Origin of the sequence: Dyadobacter flavalbus (assembly GCF_006149045.1) — a bacterium.
Taxonomy (GTDB): Bacteria; Bacteroidota; Bacteroidia; order Cytophagales; family Spirosomataceae; genus Dyadobacter; species Dyadobacter flavalbus.
In genome coordinates, this window is the sequence record NZ_VBSN01000023.1 from 28,046 (window position 1) to 45,788 (window position 17,743).

21 protein-coding genes are annotated in these 17,743 nt (G+C 45.7%); 10 read left to right on the plus strand and 11 right to left on the minus strand.

Features of this window, described 5'->3' with window-relative positions:
• Window positions 1–57: 57 nt before the first annotated feature.
• The 7 genes from FEM33_RS03780 to FEM33_RS03810 form a co-directional block, all read right to left on the minus strand.
• On the minus strand, window positions 58–678 hold the full coding sequence (locus FEM33_RS03780; protein WP_229214078.1) for a WbqC family protein: 621 nt from the start codon (window positions 676–678) through the stop codon (window positions 58–60).
• A gap of 143 nt (window positions 679–821) precedes the next feature.
• The gene (locus tag FEM33_RS03785) at window positions 822–1,448 is read right to left on the minus strand and encodes an L-threonylcarbamoyladenylate synthase (RefSeq protein WP_139010775.1); all 627 of its coding nucleotides are present in this window, start codon (window positions 1,446–1,448) and stop codon (window positions 822–824) included.
• Between the two features lie 55 nt (window positions 1,449–1,503).
• Window positions 1,504–2,472: a glycosyltransferase gene (locus FEM33_RS03790; RefSeq protein WP_139010776.1), complete on the minus strand. Its 969-nt coding sequence runs from the start codon at window positions 2,470–2,472 to the stop codon at window positions 1,504–1,506.
• 123 nt (window positions 2,473–2,595) lie between these two features.
• Window positions 2,596–3,519 carry a YihY/virulence factor BrkB family protein gene (locus tag FEM33_RS03795; RefSeq protein ID WP_139010777.1) on the minus strand — a complete coding sequence of 308 codons (924 nt, stop codon included), beginning with the start codon at window positions 3,517–3,519 and terminating at the stop codon, window positions 2,596–2,598.
• 26 nt (window positions 3,520–3,545) lie between these two features.
• Window positions 3,546–3,953 (minus strand): acyl-CoA thioesterase, encoded by a 408-nt coding sequence (locus tag FEM33_RS03800; RefSeq protein WP_139010778.1) that lies wholly within the window; start codon window positions 3,951–3,953, stop codon window positions 3,546–3,548.
• Window positions 3,954–3,955: 2 nt separating this feature from the next.
• Window positions 3,956–4,993 carry an endolytic transglycosylase MltG gene (gene mltG, locus FEM33_RS03805; protein WP_139010779.1) on the minus strand — a complete coding sequence of 346 codons (1,038 nt, stop codon included), beginning with the start codon at window positions 4,991–4,993 and terminating at the stop codon, window positions 3,956–3,958.
• A 65-nt stretch (window positions 4,994–5,058) separates the two neighbouring features.
• Complete coding sequence (locus FEM33_RS03810; protein WP_139010828.1) at window positions 5,059–6,138, minus strand: Ldh family oxidoreductase; 1,080 nt, start codon at window positions 6,136–6,138, stop codon at window positions 5,059–5,061.
• 228 nt (window positions 6,139–6,366) lie between these two features.
• Here FEM33_RS03810 and FEM33_RS03815 point away from each other — a divergent pair, with 228 nt between their 5' ends.
• The 5 genes from FEM33_RS03815 (at window position 6,367) to FEM33_RS03835 (ending at window position 11,342) form a co-directional block, all read left to right on the plus strand.
• Complete coding sequence (locus FEM33_RS03815; protein ID WP_139010780.1) at window positions 6,367–6,990, plus strand: DUF502 domain-containing protein; 624 nt, start codon at window positions 6,367–6,369, stop codon at window positions 6,988–6,990.
• Window positions 6,991–7,077: 87 nt separating this feature from the next.
• Complete coding sequence (locus FEM33_RS03820) at window positions 7,078–7,692, plus strand: hypothetical protein (RefSeq protein WP_138281930.1); 615 nt, start codon at window positions 7,078–7,080, stop codon at window positions 7,690–7,692.
• A gap of 57 nt (window positions 7,693–7,749) precedes the next feature.
• Window positions 7,750–8,985, plus strand: a complete 1,236-nt coding sequence (locus FEM33_RS03825; protein WP_139010781.1) for a 3-phosphoshikimate 1-carboxyvinyltransferase — start codon at window positions 7,750–7,752, stop codon at window positions 8,983–8,985.
• A gap of 9 nt (window positions 8,986–8,994) precedes the next feature.
• Window positions 8,995–9,681, plus strand: a complete 687-nt coding sequence (locus FEM33_RS03830; RefSeq protein ID WP_139010782.1) for a hypothetical protein — start codon at window positions 8,995–8,997, stop codon at window positions 9,679–9,681.
• Window positions 9,678–11,342: a S8 family peptidase gene (locus FEM33_RS03835; RefSeq protein ID WP_139010783.1), complete on the plus strand. Its 1,665-nt coding sequence runs from the start codon at window positions 9,678–9,680 to the stop codon at window positions 11,340–11,342. The genes FEM33_RS03830 and FEM33_RS03835 overlap by 4 nt, the downstream gene beginning before the upstream one ends.
• On the opposite strand, the gene FEM33_RS03840 is transcribed toward FEM33_RS03835, so the two are convergent.
• Window positions 11,329–11,868 carry an NUDIX hydrolase gene (locus tag FEM33_RS03840; RefSeq protein WP_139010784.1) on the minus strand — a complete coding sequence of 180 codons (540 nt, stop codon included), beginning with the start codon at window positions 11,866–11,868 and terminating at the stop codon, window positions 11,329–11,331. The genes FEM33_RS03835 and FEM33_RS03840 overlap by 14 nt on opposite strands.
• Before the next feature lie 72 nt (window positions 11,869–11,940).
• On the opposite strand from FEM33_RS03840, the gene FEM33_RS03845 reads away from it, so the two are divergent.
• The gene (locus tag FEM33_RS03845; RefSeq protein WP_139010785.1) at window positions 11,941–12,849 is read left to right on the plus strand and encodes a DUF2911 domain-containing protein; all 909 of its coding nucleotides are present in this window, start codon (window positions 11,941–11,943) and stop codon (window positions 12,847–12,849) included.
• A gap of 49 nt (window positions 12,850–12,898) precedes the next feature.
• Here FEM33_RS03845 and FEM33_RS03850 read toward each other — a convergent pair whose 3' ends face one another.
• From FEM33_RS03850 to FEM33_RS03860, 3 genes are read right to left on the minus strand one after another with little or no spacing between them, the layout of a single operon-like run.
• Entirely contained in the window at window positions 12,899–13,507 is a 609-nt protein-coding gene (locus FEM33_RS03850) for a trimeric intracellular cation channel family protein (RefSeq protein ID WP_139010786.1), read from the minus strand.
• 9 nt (window positions 13,508–13,516) lie between these two features.
• On the minus strand, window positions 13,517–14,338 hold the full coding sequence (locus tag FEM33_RS03855) for a thymidylate synthase (protein WP_139010787.1): 822 nt from the start codon (window positions 14,336–14,338) through the stop codon (window positions 13,517–13,519).
• Window positions 14,339–14,370: 32 nt separating this feature from the next.
• Complete coding sequence (locus FEM33_RS03860; protein ID WP_139010788.1) at window positions 14,371–14,799, minus strand: OsmC family protein; 429 nt, start codon at window positions 14,797–14,799, stop codon at window positions 14,371–14,373.
• 247 nt (window positions 14,800–15,046) lie between these two features.
• Here FEM33_RS03860 and FEM33_RS03865 point away from each other — a divergent pair, with 247 nt between their 5' ends.
• From FEM33_RS03865 to FEM33_RS03880, 4 genes are read left to right on the plus strand one after another with little or no spacing between them, the layout of a single operon-like run.
• Window positions 15,047–15,481, plus strand: a complete 435-nt coding sequence (locus tag FEM33_RS03865) for a hypothetical protein (RefSeq protein ID WP_139010789.1) — start codon at window positions 15,047–15,049, stop codon at window positions 15,479–15,481.
• Window positions 15,482–15,496: 15 nt separating this feature from the next.
• The gene (locus FEM33_RS03870; protein WP_139010790.1) at window positions 15,497–15,739 is read left to right on the plus strand and encodes a 4a-hydroxytetrahydrobiopterin dehydratase; all 243 of its coding nucleotides are present in this window, start codon (window positions 15,497–15,499) and stop codon (window positions 15,737–15,739) included.
• 46 nt (window positions 15,740–15,785) lie between these two features.
• Window positions 15,786–16,487, plus strand: coding sequence for a 16S rRNA (cytidine(1402)-2'-O)-methyltransferase (gene rsmI, locus FEM33_RS03875; RefSeq protein WP_139010791.1), 702 nt, complete (start codon window positions 15,786–15,788; stop codon window positions 16,485–16,487).
• A gap of 18 nt (window positions 16,488–16,505) precedes the next feature.
• A complete protein-coding gene (locus tag FEM33_RS03880; protein ID WP_139010792.1) occupies window positions 16,506–17,741 on the plus strand; it encodes a lipoprotein N-acyltransferase Lnb domain-containing protein in 1,236 nt (411 codons plus the stop codon).
• Window positions 17,742–17,743 lie beyond the last annotated feature (2 nt).

Here is a 17,743-nt window from a genome sequence, read left to right on the forward strand (position 1 = left end):
AATAAAAAGTGTTTTAATATTCTAAACGCTACTTGATCCTTGTTTGTTCAAAATAGCTTACTGAGACTTACAGGATCTTAACAAAACACTTTTTGCTTCCGGCCCCATATTAAAAAGTAAATCAACAATACTTAAGTTACTCACAAAATCATTCCCGAAGGTCTGATAATAAGGTATTGGCTGATAATATTTAAATAAATTTGTGCCTTTCCTGTTGTTTATAAGCGAAATATCATTAACCACGCACTCCGATTTATTTATTTCACCTGACAAATTGTACATGACTTCCTTTTTGACTCCAACCAATTTAAGACAAAATGTCAATAATTCATAATTCAGGTCAACAAGAAAAGCGAAATTCTTCTGGTAAATCCGTAGCAGCCCGGGTGCATAAAACTCATAAAACGGCGACTTCCCGTAAGCAGATTTAAAACATCCCAGGTGACGGCGTACCCAGTCCTGATTGTAATCGATTTTTACATCCCTTGTAAGACAGCCCGCTTCATAACTTTTAACCGGAACGGTCAATACATCAATTTTATTTGTAGTAAGCACTTTACAGCGGTTGCGGTAAGTTTGCTTTACATACCTTTCTTCAATATCAACGTGAATACGGTCGTACTGTAGTATACAGGTAAAATATTCCAGACAAGGCAAATACTGCAGTTCAAGCCGCACTTCCCGGCACTGTTCGTTTATAGAAAAAAAATCCGGCACTACCAAATATGCTAAAGGCTTATGATATTATCAAAAAATTTATAATAATTATTTTACCAAAACCGTCCTGTTCATGAACGGCTTAAATCATTACAATTCTGATTTTACAGGAAAACACTCACGTCGCCCAAACCTTCCCGAAGAATTTCAAAATCCCCGGAATCCGCTTTTACAATCGTAGATGCAACATTTCCGCCATATCCGCCGTCGACAACCATATCCACCTGATGCTGAAATTTTTCATAAATCAGTTCGGGATCGGTAGAATACTCTATAACTTCATCGTCATCTTTAATAGAAGTTGTTACAATTGGATTGCCCAGCTGTTTTACGATCAGCCGCGGAATCAGATTGTCAGGAACGCGGATACCGACTGTTTTCTTGTTTGTATTCAATAATTTCGGAACGTTGCTGGTTGCTTCCAGGATAAAAGTATACGGTCCCGGCAAAACCCGCTTCATGATTTTGAAAGCGGAATTCTCAACTCTGGCAAAATCGGAAATGTGGCTGAGATCGTAGCATATGAATGAAAAATCATTTTTTTGCGGTTTGATACCCTTGATCCTGGCTATGCGTTCCACTGCCCTTGCATTGTAAATATCGCAGCCCAGACCGTAAACCGTATCCGTAGGATAAATGACAAGACCGCCGTCCCGAAGGCAGTTTACAACCTGCAGGATTCTTCTTTCATCAGGATTCTGGGGATAAATTTTAATAAATTCAGCAGGCATAGAAAAAATTCTCTTTATAATTAAACAATCATAAAGCACAAATCCTCCCTGACTATCAAACTTTTTTTAAGTTTTCAAGATAAAAACGATACAAGGAATTCACCGGAAGATGTAATCTGCACATTACCATAATCAGTTCCGTTTGCCAGCCGGGATTCTCAATATAATTTAAAAGCTTGCAAAACTGCTCTGCAAGTTCGAATTCTTCGGCGTACAGACATTTTCTGATAAACGTACGGATTCGGGCGGCAAGCAGATCAAATTCCTCCTGATCGCGGTTCAGATCGTATGCTTTGTTACAAACTTCGTAACAGGAAAAAAGCATTCCACTTCCTTTCTGATACACCTTGGCCGACAAGGAACCGGGCACCATTCTCTTTTTGGTGAGAATCTCATCCAGATAAAAATATTTGAACTGCGCCGAAGAACGCACCCAGAAATCAAAATCTTCAAAACAGAGCGATTCATCATAACCGCCCAGGAAACTCAGCACGGATGTCCGCATCATCATGGTTGGCGTACAGATGAAATATTTTTCCAGGACATTCTTGTAAACATCGCCTGACGGTACTTTCTGCAGTGATTTCCCGTTGACATCAACCGGATAATGCGTCTTTTTTTCCTTTCCGTCGCTATCAATATAAACGGCATTGGTAAAAACCACCGCATAATCGTCTGTAAGTGCTTCGAATGATTTTACCTGTTTTGCAACACGTTCCGGCATCAGCACGTCATCGCCGGAAAGGTCAATAGCGTATTTTCCGTCTGCAACCGCAAGTCCCTGATTAAATGCCTTGCAGAGTCCGTTATTATATGCGTTTTTTATCAGCAGGAAAGCGGGCGAAGTTTCTTTATATTGTTCAATGACAGACAAGGTTTTGTCCGTACTCGCATTATCAATAACGATCAGCTGAATGGCGGGATAAGTCTGCTGGCGTACGGATTCCAGGGCTTCTCCGATGTATTTTTCCTGATTATAGGCCGTCAGGATAATGCTGACTTCAGGTTGTTGTTTCTCTTCCATTTCAGATCGCTGTCATACCGGTTCCACACATTCAACGGCATTGAAACAAACCTGATTCCAGCCGCAGTTCACAAAATTATCAACAATGAAGACAAATATGCCCGATAATTATTTTACGGCAAATCAATGTATCAGCGACCGCTGTTTTCTTGTTGCGGCCAGTATTCCGGCATTGATTTCAAAGCCGAGGATGATTACAAATGCCAGCAGATACAGCCAGATCATGAGTGCAATCATGGTACCGATGGAACCGTAAAGCTTGTTGTAGGAACTGAAATTGGAAAGGTAAAATGAAAACCCGTAAGTAGCCGCAATAATGAGAATGGAAGCAACTACAGAACCCGTATTGACAAAATTCTGCTGTCTGCCGTGCGTCGGGGCAAAACGGTAAATAAAGGAAATCGTCAGCATCAGCGACCCGAAACTGATCAGGTAACGGGTAATGTTCAGAAGCACAATGATCCAGTTGTCTTTCAGCATATGCCATTCACTTACAATATGCATGACGCCGTCTCCGACAATGAGCAGAATGACTGAAAGGAAAAGCACTGCAATCAGCAGCAAGGTAAGCAGCGTGGCAATTCCCCTGATTTTCAAAAAGCCTCTTGTTTCCACGTCTTCATAAACCATATCAAACGAACGCATGAGCGACATCATTCCGTTGGTCGAAGCGATCATGGCAAATATGAAACCGAACGAAAGCACGCCTTTGCGCGGCCGGCTGATGATATCCATGATGGTCTGATCGGCATCCTCGTAAATTCCTCGCGGAATATTCTCGCGCAGCATTTCCATAATCTGCTGATCCAGATTTTCAATCGGAATGTAAGGAATAAGCGTAAACAGAAAGATAATGGCCGGAAAGGAAGCAAGCGTCAGGCTGTAAGCCACGGCCGAGGCGCGCTGGTCGATGTCAAATTTGTCATTGCTTTTTACCAGATTAAGCAGCACGTCATACAATGAAACCGTTTTGCCGAGCAGCAGCGGCCTCTGCAGCCAAAGGATAATTTGCTTGACATATCGGTTTCGCAACAGTTTCTCAAGCATATACGGTTTTCTGTTTATTTCCGGATTCAAAAATAAGCTCTCAGTTTGTCAAGCAGCTTTTCGGGTGCCATGCAAAGCTTGCCATTATCGCGTCTTTGAAAAACAAGCGTGGTTTCACCGGTATTGAGCAGCACATGGTGCTGATTTCGTATTTCATAATGAAAAACAACGCGAATGCCCGGCATTTCATTGAGAATCACTTTAATGCTGAGTTCATCGTCGTACCGCGCCGGCTTCAGATAGCGTGAACGGTTTTCATAAACCGGCATCATAACGCCTTCATCTTCCATGGCCTTGTAATGAAAATCCAGGCTCCGTAATGCTTCCACCCTGCCGATTTCATAATAGCGCGCATAATTTCCATAATACACATAACCCATCTGGTCCGTATCGGCGTAGCGGACCCTTATTCCCTTTACCTCGTATGTGAACATGGTTATTTCATGATTTTCAATCTGTTCAATTCGGCCTGGTACATGCGTGCATTGTTCAGATGATCCGTGTAATTGGTGGCAAATGCATGATAACCGGACAAATCGGCTTTGGCGCACATGTATACATAATCATGCTTGTCGTAATTCAGAACCGCATTCAGCGAATTGAAATCGGCAACACGGATCGGGCCGGGCGGCAAACCGGTATTGACATACGTATTGTAAGGCGAAATGATCCGCAGCTGATCGTTCAGAATGCGCTTGATACCAAAGTTCTGCAGTGCAAATTTAATCGTCGGATCGGCCTGCAGAGGCATTTGCGCGTGCAGCCTGTTGATGTACAATCCGGCTACTTTGGGCCTTTCGTCCACTTTCCGGGCCTGTTCTTCCTCTACAATAGATGCGAGAATCGAAACCTGAACCGGCGTCAGGCCGATCGCTTTGGCTTTTGCAACTTTTTCGTCAGTCCAGAACTTTTTATACTCACTATGCATCCGGTCCAGAAACTTTTCCGTACCGGTTGTCCAGTAAATGTCATATGTATTAGGCAAAAACATGGAAACGATTGTCAGGGTATCCAAACCGTATTTGCTGCAAACCTCCGGGCTGTTAAGTGCTTTGCGGAAATTGTCTTCACCGAATTCAAAACGGTTTCCGATTCTCTTGATCAGGTCTTCTTTCAGCCGGATGTTGTTGAAGGTAAGCCTTACCGCATCCTGATTTCCCGAGATCAGCTTTTTGATAACGATGTAATTATTGGAATTCGGCTTGATGACATACCTTCCGGGTTTCACCTTCTCAGTGTATTTCAGCAATTTGGCCAGAAACTGAAACGAAATATGGTCATTGATTACTTCATGCTTGTTGAGCGTGTCCAGAACCGTTTTGTAAGTGGCGCCTTCCGGAATCAGCAATGCAAAGCTTGTTTGTTTGTCAACCTGCAGATTGGGCGTTTTAAAAATCTGCCAGAAGTAAAATGTGAAAGTGGTTGTAAGAATGGCCAGTGTGACGAACAATCCTACCTTGAAATTACGGGACATGTGTTTTTTGCTTTTGGCTGTCAGCGCATGGCTGCAAGCTGCGATAAATGATTTTGAACAAAGAATTACAGATTATTTTCAAAGGGTATATTAAAACGCTTTGCCAGTTCGCCTAATGACAAAACGACAGGTTCCAGCAAAGCAATTCCGTTTGCGAGCCGGTCTGCTTCTGCTTCACGTTCCGGATCGCCGGGAATCAGTACTTTCTGTCCGTCAACCGCCTTTGCGCCGCGAAAAGCACGGATCCATTTGTCCATATCTTTTTTGAATTCCTCAGCTGGACGAAACCCGTCGATCCGCATGGCACCCAGGAAATGACCTGTTCCCAGGCCGACCCCTTCCTGTGCATTCATAAACCCGGCCGTTGCAAAGGGCGGAACCCAAGGCCCGAAGTTCGCACCGGACAAAACGCCCGAAAAAATATCCACAATGGCGCCCAGCCCGTATCCTTTATGGCTTCCATGCTCACGGTCAGAACCGAGCGGCAGCAATCCCCCGCCGCTCTTGACGGCATTGGAATCTGTTGTTGCATTGCCTTCCGCGTCCTGCGCCCAACCAAGCGGAGCCGGCAATCCTTTGCGCTGAAGAATTTCAAATTTGCCGTAAGCCACAGCCGTAGAAGCAAAATCGGCCACAAAAGGAGGCTCTTCCAGAGCCGGTACCGCTACCGCAACCGGATTCGTACCCAGCAGTTTTTCAAGTGAGAAAGTAGGCGTTACCAAAGGCGCGGCGTTCGTCATCGTCCAGCCGATCATGTCTTTTTCCAGCGCCAGCATGGCATGGTATCCGGCGATGCCGAAGTGATTGGAATTGCGTACGGAAACCCAGCCGGAACCCACTTTTTCTGCTTTTTCCATCGCAATTTCCATGGCTTTCGGTGCTACGACCAGTCCCAGCCCGCGATCTCCGTCCACAACGGCGGTACTTGGCGTTTCATATACGACTTTTATCTCCGGGTTCGGATTAAGCCTTCCGTGATCGTACAGGCGTACGTAGCCGGCCAGCCGTGCAATGCCGTGTGAATCCACACCGCGCAGGTCTGCACTGACCAGCACCTGAGCGGCCAGCCTGGCTTCCTGCTCCGGACAGCCGATGGCAAGGAAAACTTCTTCTGTAAAATGTTTTAAATAGCCGGCCTGATACATATAAGTCAATTGAATGAACTTCTGATTAATTTTATACGCGTATTCTGAAAGCGGTTTGAAGCGCGAAGCTGCAAATATCCTAATTCAATCGGCATAGTCCAATTTTTCATACTGCGGATCTGCTTTTTATCGGTCCCGGCAAAAACAGATTCAGGACCTGTTCTGTTTATAAAAACCTATTCTTTTGACTTACAGGAATTTCCAAAAATAATTATCAGATCAATTTTAATGGAAGGAAAAAATTCTCTTTTAAAACGAATCATCCGCTACTTCATTCGCGGACTTGTTCTCGTTGCGCCGCTTTATGTCACTTTACTGATCATTTGGACAGGAATCGAGTATCTGGACAACATCATTCCGGTCAACATCCCCATTTCCGGTAATCAGTATCTGTATCTGCCCGGGCTGGGCTTTCTGATTATTCTGCTGGGAATTATCCTGCTTGGCTTTTTCTTTTCCACCATTGTGCCGCAGTCGTTTTTCAGCTTTGCGGAAAGTATCCTGCGCCGTGTGCCGCTTGTCAGTCTTATTTATTATTCGATCAAAGACCTTATCCTTGCTTTTGTTGGCGACAAGAAGAAATTCAACCAGCCGGTGCTTGTGACGATGTACAAGGATACACAAATAAAAAAGATCGGTTTTATCACGCAAACTGACCTTAGCCATCTGAAAATCACTGGTCATGTCGCGGTGTACATGCCTTTGTCGTATTCCTTGTCGGGCGAGCTCTTCATCGTTCCCGCAGAGCAGGTTACGCCTCTGGAAGCGGCCTCGACGGACATCATGAAAATGGTAATTTCGGGCGGTGTGTCCGTCAAAGTCCCGAAGGAAGAAACCATGGAAGAAGATTGATCCAAAGCATATAAATTGAGCAACAATGCAACACTTTTGCCCGTTTAAAAGAATGATTCCCTATATTTGAACCATTCTTTTTACGCTATGAGACAAATACTTGCTATTGTCCTTTTACTTTTCCTGGGGAATCTGACAGCATGGTCGCAGGATCATTATGACCCTAAAAAAGCACTTTCCAGCGAAGAACTTTTCCTGAAACAGAACAACACCAACCGGATTATCGCCTCCCCTGGCCAGAAATACCTGGTTCTCGACGCCTCGCCGGTGATCGGCGGATTTCATCGTTACCGTTTTTTCCCGGGCGATAACATCAAGTTCAGGATGCGCAACGAAACCATCCGCTTCAATGAAACCATTGCCGGCGTTACCGATTCTTCTTTCAGCATAGCCGTAATCAACGAGGCTGTCGGCAGAATGGATTATCAGGAAGTGCTGCTGAAAGATGTCCGTTTGCTGAAAGTTTCACGACAGATTCCTTTTATCTCGCAGGCCGCGCCGCTTCTGCCGCTTGCCGGACTTATTTACATCGGAGCCGATTTTTTCAATAAGGGTGTTGACAACAAACGATATACAACCGACGGATCTTCGCTGATCGTCGGAGGCTCGCTAATGGCAGCCGGATTTTTCTGTTACAAACTGACTTTTTCTTCTCTGAAAATAAACGGAAGAAACAAGCTGAAAGTCCTGGAAACCTATTGAATTGTTAAACCGCTGCCGAGCAGTTCGGCATACTTGTACTAATCTGATTTTTTTGAAGTGAAATCCATTATTGTCCATCCTCCAAAGCAACCCGTACGTACCGAAATACGCCTTGCAGCTTCCAAAAGCGAATGCAACCGTGCCCTGATCATCAATGCCCTGACGGGTTTTCAATGCGCGCTTTCCAATATTTCAGAAGCAAGGGATTCACAAACCATGCAACGGCTTCTGCAGTCGGATGACTATACAGCGGACGTTATCGATGCAGGAACGACCATGCGTTTTCTGACGGCATATTTTGCGGTTACCAATCAGAAGAAAAGAATGACGGGAACGCCGAGAATGTGTGAACGCCCGATCGGTATTCTGGTGGATGCCTTGCGGATTTTAGGCGCAGATATCGAGTATGAGCAGAACGAAGGGTACCCGCCGTTGAAGCTGAACGGATTTTCATATTCCGGGACCAATGAACTGACGATGCGCGGCGATGTAAGCAGCCAGTATATTTCTGCATTGCTGCTGATCGCGCCGGAATTGCCGGGCGGACTGAAAATTAGACTGGAAGGGGAAGTTGGTTCCAGGCCATACATTGAAATGACGCTGAATCAGATGGCGCATTTCGGAATTGAATATCAGGCAGACTGGCAAACCAATACTTTGACGATTCCGCCCTATAAATATCAGCCGCAATCTTACAGCATCGAATCGGATTGGTCCGGCGCAAGTTACTGGTACAGCATTGTAGCGCTTGCCGACGATGCAGAGGTGGAATTGCTCGGGTTGAAAAAAAATTCTCTGCAGGGTGACAGCGCCATTGCAGAAATCATGCGGAATCTGGGTGTGGAAAGCGTATTTACAGAAGAAGGTGTTTTACTGGCTAAAATTCCGGAAGCCGCATCCATTGGCTGGGACTTTACAAACTGTCCGGATCTGGCACAAACGATTGCCGTATGCTGCGGGCTGAAAAATATCAAGCTTTCATTAACCGGCATTGAAAGTCTGAAAATAAAGGAAACAGATCGCGTTCTCGCTTTGCAGAATGAACTTGTAAAACTTGGCGCTGAACTGAAAGAAATCGAAAAAGATCATCTTTACGAAGTTTCCACACTAAAAAATGCAACGCTTTCGGAGCTGCCTTCCATCCTCACGTATGACGATCACCGAATGGCAATGGCTTTTGCACCGGCAGGAATGATCAGCCCTGTACGTATCGAAGAGCCGGGCGTTGTCGTGAAATCGTATCCGGGATTCTGGAAAGACCTGGCCAAAATCACCACGCTGGAAGAAGAATAACTTTCAGATATGCTGAAACATTACGCTTTTTTGCTTCTTGTTTTATCATTTGCTCCCATTTCCTGTTCCGGCCCACCCAAGCCGGAACAGCTGAAAGAACCCGGATATAATCCGCTGGAAGCCGGAAACTTTTCGGAATTTAATGTGGAAAAAACAACCTATGTTTCCGGACAGCCCGATAAAATTACAAAGCATGTGATCCGGCAGCTTACCCAGACTCCGTTTACAAATCCGGAAGGCAATCCGGTTTTTCCTCAACAATATGCAACGCTGACTACGGATCAATCCTGGCAAACGGATTCGGTAGCCGTTTCATGGCATTCGGCAAATAAAGTTTTTGTGCAGGAAAACGGCCGTACTGTTGTAAAGATGATTCTTCCGGTTGCAGAAGGTTTGCAATGGAACGGCAACGAATACAATGCTTCCGGAAAATGCATGTTTGAAGAAACAGCAGTAAAAAAGCCTTTTCAAACCGGCTCTTTGTTTTTCCCCAATACCGTTACAGTGATCCGGCAAAATGATTCCACACTTTTGTCCAGAAGCAAGTATACCGAAACGTATGCTGCGGGCGTTGGTCTGATATGCCGCGAGCAAATTTACCTGCGCTATTGTTATGATGGCGATTGTCTTGGAAAAGGGATTGTCAGTTCGGGCTGGAAAAAAATTACAAAAATCAGCAAATACGGAAAGCAATGATCAAATCTTTACTTATTCATCTTGTTACATTTTCACTGATTTCATTTCACAGCTTTGCACAAAGCAATCCGCGATACCTCGTTCTGTACAAGGACAAGGCGAATTCTCCCTTTTCAACGGACAAACCTTCCGATTTCCTTTCCGAGCGCGCCGTAATGCGGAGAACACGGCAGAATATTGCATTGACCACACGCGATTTTCCCGTAAACCCGGCATACGTAACGGCTGTAAAACAGACCGGCGCCACAATTGTATTTTCCTCGCGCTGGTTTAACGGTTCCGTCGTTGAAGCTTCCGATGCACAGCTGGAAGCGATCAAAAAACTGCCTTTCTACAAAGGAATCGAACTCAATCTTCCCGTTGCCAATTTAAATTCAAAATCCGAAGGTGTCGAACGCATCAATGGCGCAGACCGGAAACTGGAAACCGAAGAGGATCTGGATTACGGAAGCATGAATGCCCAGCTTGCGCTGATGGAAGTGGCGCAGCATCATCAGAAAGGTTATCATGGCGAAAATATGCTCATTGCTGTGATTGACAACGGATTTAACAGCGGCGATAAAGTTGGTTTCTTGAAACCGCTCCGCGATGAAAACCGGATTGTGGATACGTATGATTTTATGGCGCGTGAAAGCAATGTTTACAATGACGGCTCGCATGGGCTGAACGTGTTGTCAACAATGGCCGCTTATCTTCCCGGCACAATGATCGGAGCTGCTTTTAAGGCAAGTTATGCCTTGTACCGGTCTGAAAACGACTACATTGAATCGCCGTACGAAGAAATTACATGGCTGATGGCCGCCGAACGTGCCGACAGCATCGGTGCGGATGTGATCAATACTTCGCTGGGCTACTCCTATTTCGACAACGAATTCGACAGGCCTGAATACAATTACACGTATGCCGATATGGATGGAAAAACCACCATGATCAGCCGGGCTGCACGATTTGCCGTGCGTACGGGAATGCTGGTTGTGTGTGCCGCCGGCAATGAAGGAAATGATGCATGGCATTATATAACGGCACCAGCAGATGTGGATTCCGTTCTGACTGTGGGTGCCACCAATTACGAGCGCAGTTATGTGCCTTTGAGTTCAGTCGGGCCGAATGCGGCCGGCCAGCAAAAACCGGACGTTGCAGCGGTCGGTCAGCAGGCCATTGCCGGTAACACAGCCGGGAATGTTTCGGGTCTGAACGGTACTTCGCTTGCTTCGCCGCAGATCGCAGGCTTATGTGCGATTCTCTGGCAGGCTTATCCGCAGCTTACTTCGCAGGACATTATGAAAGCAGTAAAAATGTCGGGGCACCAGGCTACGGCACCGGACAATCTGCTGGGCTACGGCGTTCCCGATCTGGTTAAAGCGGCGGAATATATCGACAGTAACTTCAAACCGCTGGGCACTGAAAGTGAAACGATCAGGCAAATTGTCATTGCCCCGAACCCGGCACAAAAAGAACTGGTATTAACAATTCCTGCTGCTTTGGTTGGAAAAAAAGCAGATCTTGCACTTTACGGCGTGAACGGCGCATCTTTGGGAAACACGGAATCGCAGCTTGCAGCCAGCCAGGTCATTTCCACGGCACATTTATCTTCCGGACTTTATTTTCTCAGAATCCGCGTCAATAATCAGGAACGAGCCTTGAAATTTATAAAGCAGTAGTTTTCCTGACCATGCGCATAATGGATTCCGAATTGTTAAGCTTTTCAATATCTGCAACCGGAACCCAGCGGACGTCCATGGATTCATCATTTAAAACAATAGACTGGCCGGGTTCAGCCCTGAACAGAAAGCGTACATCATAATGATTATGCGCAGGCAAATTGTTTCTTTCCGGGATCAGATGAATGTCTATATCAAAAATCCCTTTTTTGAATAATACAAGCTGTTCTATGCCGGTTTCTTCACTGATTTCCTTGCGTGCAACCGCTTCCACATCCGGATCGCCGTCACAATGGCCGCCAGGCTGGAACCAGCGGTCCAGCTTGCGGTGATGCAGCATTAAAACCGAACCCAGATCTGACGAAAGTACCCATCCGGAGGCTGTTACATGCCCTGTAAGCAGCGTTCGTTCAAAGCATTCGGGATTGTTCCTGACAAAATCCAGCATTTCCCGGTACATATCGTTTTCATTTCCGTTTTCCGGTTCATACGCTCCGAGCAGGGATAATAAACTGTTTCGCTTCATGTAGGCTATGTAATTTTTTCATTCTAATTTCACCACAAGTTTAATACATCAGGAATAAACCATTTGTCAGAAATGAAAAAGTATCTGTTATCTGTTTGCTTTGCTGCTTTGCTCGCAACCAGTTCCATGTCACAGCGCACACCGCAGCCAAGTCCCGCAGCCGGCGTGATGCAGACGATCGGCGTTACGGATTTTAGCATAAAATACTCCAAGCCAAGCCTGAAAGGACGCAAGGTTTTTGCAGACAGCTCTGAACTCGCACCATATAACCAGCTTTGGCGCACCGGAGCCAATATGGCCACCGTTTTCGAATCGAGCACGGAATTTACTTTCGGGAACAAAAAAGTGCCTGCCGGAAAATATGCGCTTTTCTCCATTCCTTCCGGCGCAGCATGGACGGTCATTCTGAATAAAAACTACAATCAGCCGGGAACCAACGATTACAAGGAAACAGAAGATGCAGCCCGCATTATGGTATATCCGACTTCAGGTGAATTTACAGAAACGTTCAAAATTGACATTTCACCGCTTTCCGACAGCAGTGCCGTTATGGATCTTGCCTGGTCATCGGTTCATGTTCCGGTTCCGCTTTCCGTAAGTACAGAAAGCCTGACGACGACGGCATTGAACAAGGCAGTTGCCGAAAAACCCGAAGACGTGGCTACTTTGCAAAGCGCCGCCGGCTATATGCTGTCAAAAGGAAAAGATCTGCAGGTCGCACTTTCACTGGCCGACAAAGCCATTGGATTAAAGGAATCCTTTTCCAATCTTTGGCTAAAAGCGCAGATTCTCAACAAACTTGGAAAGGTCAATGAAGCGCTTCCGGTTGCGCAGAAAGCCCTGGCAATGGGCAGTACTTCCGGCGAAGGCTCATTCAGTTTCTACAAAGGTCAGATTGAAAAAGGCATCGCCGAAATGCAGGCCAAAGCCGCTTCCACAAAGGCAGTCGCTTCCGCAACAAAGGCTAAAAAGAAAAAGTAATTGATTCAGAACAATATAATTGCGGCAGGACTTGAAAAGCCTGCCGCAATTATCTAAAAAATTTCGGAACACTCCAGTGATACCGCACGGCCAGAATCCGGAGAATAATAATTACAAGCGATGCCGCAATGAATGCCGTGTTGCGTTCTGCACCGAGCTTGTTCAGCAGCAAATAACTGCATGCGCCTGTAAAGCAAGCCGTAGCATATACTTCCTTCCGGTAAATAATCGGAATTTCATTGGTCATGACATCGCGGAGTACACCGCCCATAGTGGCAGTAAAAACGCCCATAATCACGGCAATTTCCGGTCTTACGCCTAAGTACAGCGCCTTTTCGGTTCCGATAATGGTAAAAAGCGCAATGCCGAACGTATCGAAAAGAAACATGGTCTTTCTTAGCCTCAGCACAAATTTGTAAAATACCGAAGTCACCAGAATGCCGGCAATAATAGCGTATATAATCGTGATGTCACTGATCCAGACCAGCGGGTAACTGCCCAACAGAATGTCGCGCAGCGTTCCGCCGCCGATGGAAGAAATAAAAGCCGTAAAACTGGCACCAAACCAGTCCTGATGCTTCTGATCCTTAACTGCCAGCGCACCTGAAATGGCAAATGCAAAGGTTCCTGTTATTTCCAGAATATACTGAATACCCATTCTGACTTTCTAGACTGCAACGGGTGCTTTTATGCCCGGCCACGGATTGTAATTCTGAAGTTCGAAATCCTCAAACCTGAAATCAAATACACTTTTTACGTCCGGGTTGATGGCCATGACAGGCAATGCACGCGGCGTACGGCTCAACTGCAGTTCAACCTGTTCAAGATGATTCAGGTAAATATGCGTATCGCCGCCTGTCCAGATAAATTCTCCAAGATCCAGTTCACATTCCTGCGCAATCATCATCGTAAGCAGTGCATAGCTGGCAATATTGAACGGAACACCCAGAAAAACATCCGCACTGCGCTGATAAAGCTGGCAGGACAGCTTGCCTCGGGTTTCACCGGCTTCTTCATCGGGCGGCGCCACGTAAAACTGAAACAATGCATGACAAGGCTGCAATTTCATTTCCGACAGCTCGGAAGGGTTCCAGGCCGAAACAATGATACGGCGGGAGTCCGGCGTACTTTTCAGCTGTTTAAGAACTTCCTGAAGCTGGTCTACGGTTTTGCCGTTTGCGCCTTCCCAGCTGCGCCATTGCTTTCCGTAAACCGGGCCAAGGTCTCCGTTTTCGTCCGCCCATTCGTCCCAGATGGAAACGCCGTGTTCTTTCAGGTAAGCAATATTGGTGTCGCCGCGCAAAAACCACAGCAGCTCGTAAATGATCGATTTGGTATGGACTTTCTTCGTTGTGACCAAAGGAAAACCGTCTTTCAGGTTGAAGCGCATCTGATAACCGAAAACGCTGATCGTTCCGGTTCCGGTTCTGTCGGTTTTACGGACGCCGTTATCCAGTATATGGCGTAATAAGTCGTGGTATTGCTGCATTGTATTAATAAAAAGCGCTTGAATTAAATCGGTTAAACAGTTACAATTTCAATATCGTACGTGATTGTGGCAAGCGCTTCCAGCTGTGCAGTTGCTGAACAATACTTTTCCATCGACAAGGCCACAGCGCGGCTGATCTTGTTCTGGTCCAGATTATTGCCTGCAAACTGGTAAATCATATGAATTTTCCGGAACGGCTTCCGTTGGGTGTCTTCTTCCTGCACGCGGTCGCCTTCGGCCGAAATGCGGAAATCTGTAATGTCCTGACGTTGTTTTTTAAGGATCAGAACCACGTCGATGGCACTGCAGCTGGCAAGTCCCATCAGCAGCAATTCCATAGGCCGCACGCCAAGGTTGCTTCCACCTATATCCGACGATGCGTCGGTATGTACTTTGATTTCCGATGAACCGCTTCCTTCAAAATGAAAGGCGTCATCCACACGAACAAGTTCTATTTTCATAATTTTACTTCGGTTACTGTAATTGAGGTTTTGTTAATGACAAGATCGTTAACCCGTTATTGCCATTCAACCGTTCCTGCCCTGATTTAATGCCTGTTTTAAGCCGATTCTGTTTTAATAAGGATTTGAGCTGTATCAAAGTTCAAATATACTTCATCAAACGTGATTCGGCTATTTGACGGAATAATTTAAAAACAAGTATAATCCTTGTATATTCGTTTTATCAAAAGATCAACGTTCTATAAATATGTTCAGACTATATTCGAGCATTCTGATTTCAGCCATTCTGTTTTCCAATTGTCAAAGCGAATCTGAATCAACGCCTGTTGAGGCCGAAAAACCTTTAACCCAGAAGGATTTGTCCGGAATGTATAAAGGTTACAAGGTTTTTAATAAATCAACCGAGGATTCTTCGGAAGTTTCGCTGCAGCTTAACTGGATATCGGACAATAAAATGAAGCTGGAAGAAATCACGCCGTACAATTATACGACCCAGATCGAAATGGACGGCTTTGATTTTGTTTATGACCGCGGCATCGGCGAGGACGAATGCGGCGCTACGTCGCTGACAGGAACCGGGAATTTCAAGGGAACACAGCTTTATCTGATTGAAACCATTAAATGTGTGAACGGAAACGGCCCTGATAAATTTATGGAATACCGGGTCAAAAAAATTCAGTAAAAAGCCCTGCAAAAAATGTGGAAAGAAGAAGATAACAGACTGAAGAAAAGTTTCACGTTCAGGAATTTCAAGGAAGCTTTCCGTTTCATGACCGAAATTGCTTTCATTGCCGATGAACTGGACCATCATCCTTTCTGGACCAATTCCTATAATAAAGTCAGCTTTGAACTGAATACACACGATGCAGGAAACGTTGTTACAGGAAAAGACAGAAACCTTGCTGCTGCAATCGACGAAATCTTTAAAAAATTTGAATAAAATAACCGCGCGGCTGACGGATCAATATATGCCGGTCAGAATATAGATGAAACTTTACATTGTTCCCACACCGATCGGCAATCTTGAAGATATTACGCTTCGCGCTGTCCATGTTCTGAAAAGTGTTGATGTTGTACTGGCAGAAGATACCCGTACATCCGGCACTTTGCTGAAACATCTCGGCATTTCCAAACCGATGCACAGCTATCACATTCATAATGAGCACCAGACCGTTATGCGCGTAACGGAGCGTATCCTGAAAGGTGAAACCATGGCGCTCATTTCCGACGCAGGCACGCCTGCCGTTTCCGACCCCGGTTTTCTGCTGGTGCGCGAGTGTATAAAACAGGGCGTAACCGTTGAATGCCTTCCCGGCCCCACGGCCTTTGTTCCCGCACTTGTCAATTCCGGACTTCCCTCCGACCGCTTCACTTTCGAAGGTTTTCTGCCGCACAAGAAAGGCCGGCAGACACGTCTCCAGAACCTTGTACAGGAAGAAAGAACGATGATTTTTTACGAATCGCCGCACAGACTTGTAAAGGCGCTGCAGCAGTTTGCCGAATATTTCGGAAAAGAAAGGCAAGTAAGCGTTTCCAGGGAACTGACAAAGATTTATGAAGAAAATGTGCGTGGCACTTTAGAGGAAGTAATTGCTTATTTTTCCGGAAAAACGGTGAAAGGTGAAATTGTGATCGTGCTGGCTGGAAAAGCAGAGGAAAAAAAGAAATCTGAAAAATACGAGGATTAAATATCCTGAATGACTGATATGAACCGATACCCGGAACGCATTTTATCTGATAAAAACGCATTTTTAAAAAAATACCAGGTCATCAGAAACCTTATTCTGTTTATTGCCATTTCGCTGATCCAGCATCCGCTTGCTTTTGGCCAATTTGGCACTTTGAGCCAGGAAGCAAAAGTGAGCCTGATTACAGTCGGGCCGGGACGGGAACTGTACTCCGGTTTCGGCCACAGCGTGATCTGGATTTATGATCCGGTCCTGAAACTTGACAATGCTTACAGTTACGGCTCGTTCAGCTTTGAAACAGGGAATTTCTACGTCAAATTCCTGCGTGGCACTTTGCCTTATACGATTTCGGTTGCGCCGCTTGCGCCGCAATCCGCATACTGGCGTGCTGAAAACCGCTCCATCAAAGAACAGGTCCTGAACCTTTCGACCAGCCAGAAACAGAAGCTTTACAATTTTCTGGAAACCAATCACCTGCCTCAGAACAGGGAATATCAGTATAAATTCTTTTACGACAACTGCGCTACAAGGCTGGCCGTTGCCTTGAAAGCGGCGTGCGGCGACAGCCTGGAATATGAAGGGTACAAACAGGAAAAACTGAGTTTCCGGCAATGGATCGACCGTTATGCATACCTGCAGAATCCGTGGGCGGATTTCGGGATGGACCTTGCCATCGGAACGCCGTCAGATGAAATTGCCGATCCGGAACAGGCTACTTTCTTGCCGGATAACCTCAGCAAGGCCTTTTCAAAGGCACGCATGATTACACCGTGCGGAATTCTGCCGCTTGTGGCTTCCACAAAAGAACTGAACAGGGCCAATCCGATGAGCCGCAACCACCGTTTTACGCCAATGGTTGTATTCTGGAGCCTGGCCATTTTTGTGCTTGCCTTTACGTACTGGCAGATCAGAAGACAGAAAGTCAATTTTACTTTGGACAAAATCCTGTTTTCCATTGCCGGATTGACAGGCTGGCTGATTTTACTGTTATGGTTCGGGACCAACCACGGCGTTACTGCTTACAATTATGACATTCTGTGGGCATTTCCTTTATGGATGCCGCTTATTTTCTTTATTTCAGAAAATAGAAAACCGTCCTGGTTCCAGTATTTATTGATATTCTACGGATTTCTTTTACTTTGCGCTACGGGCAATCTGATGAAGCATAACCTTGTACTGATCCCCATTCTGCTGATGCTCATCATCAGGGTTTATTATATGAATAATACACTTTCTAAAATCCCTAATGGATAACA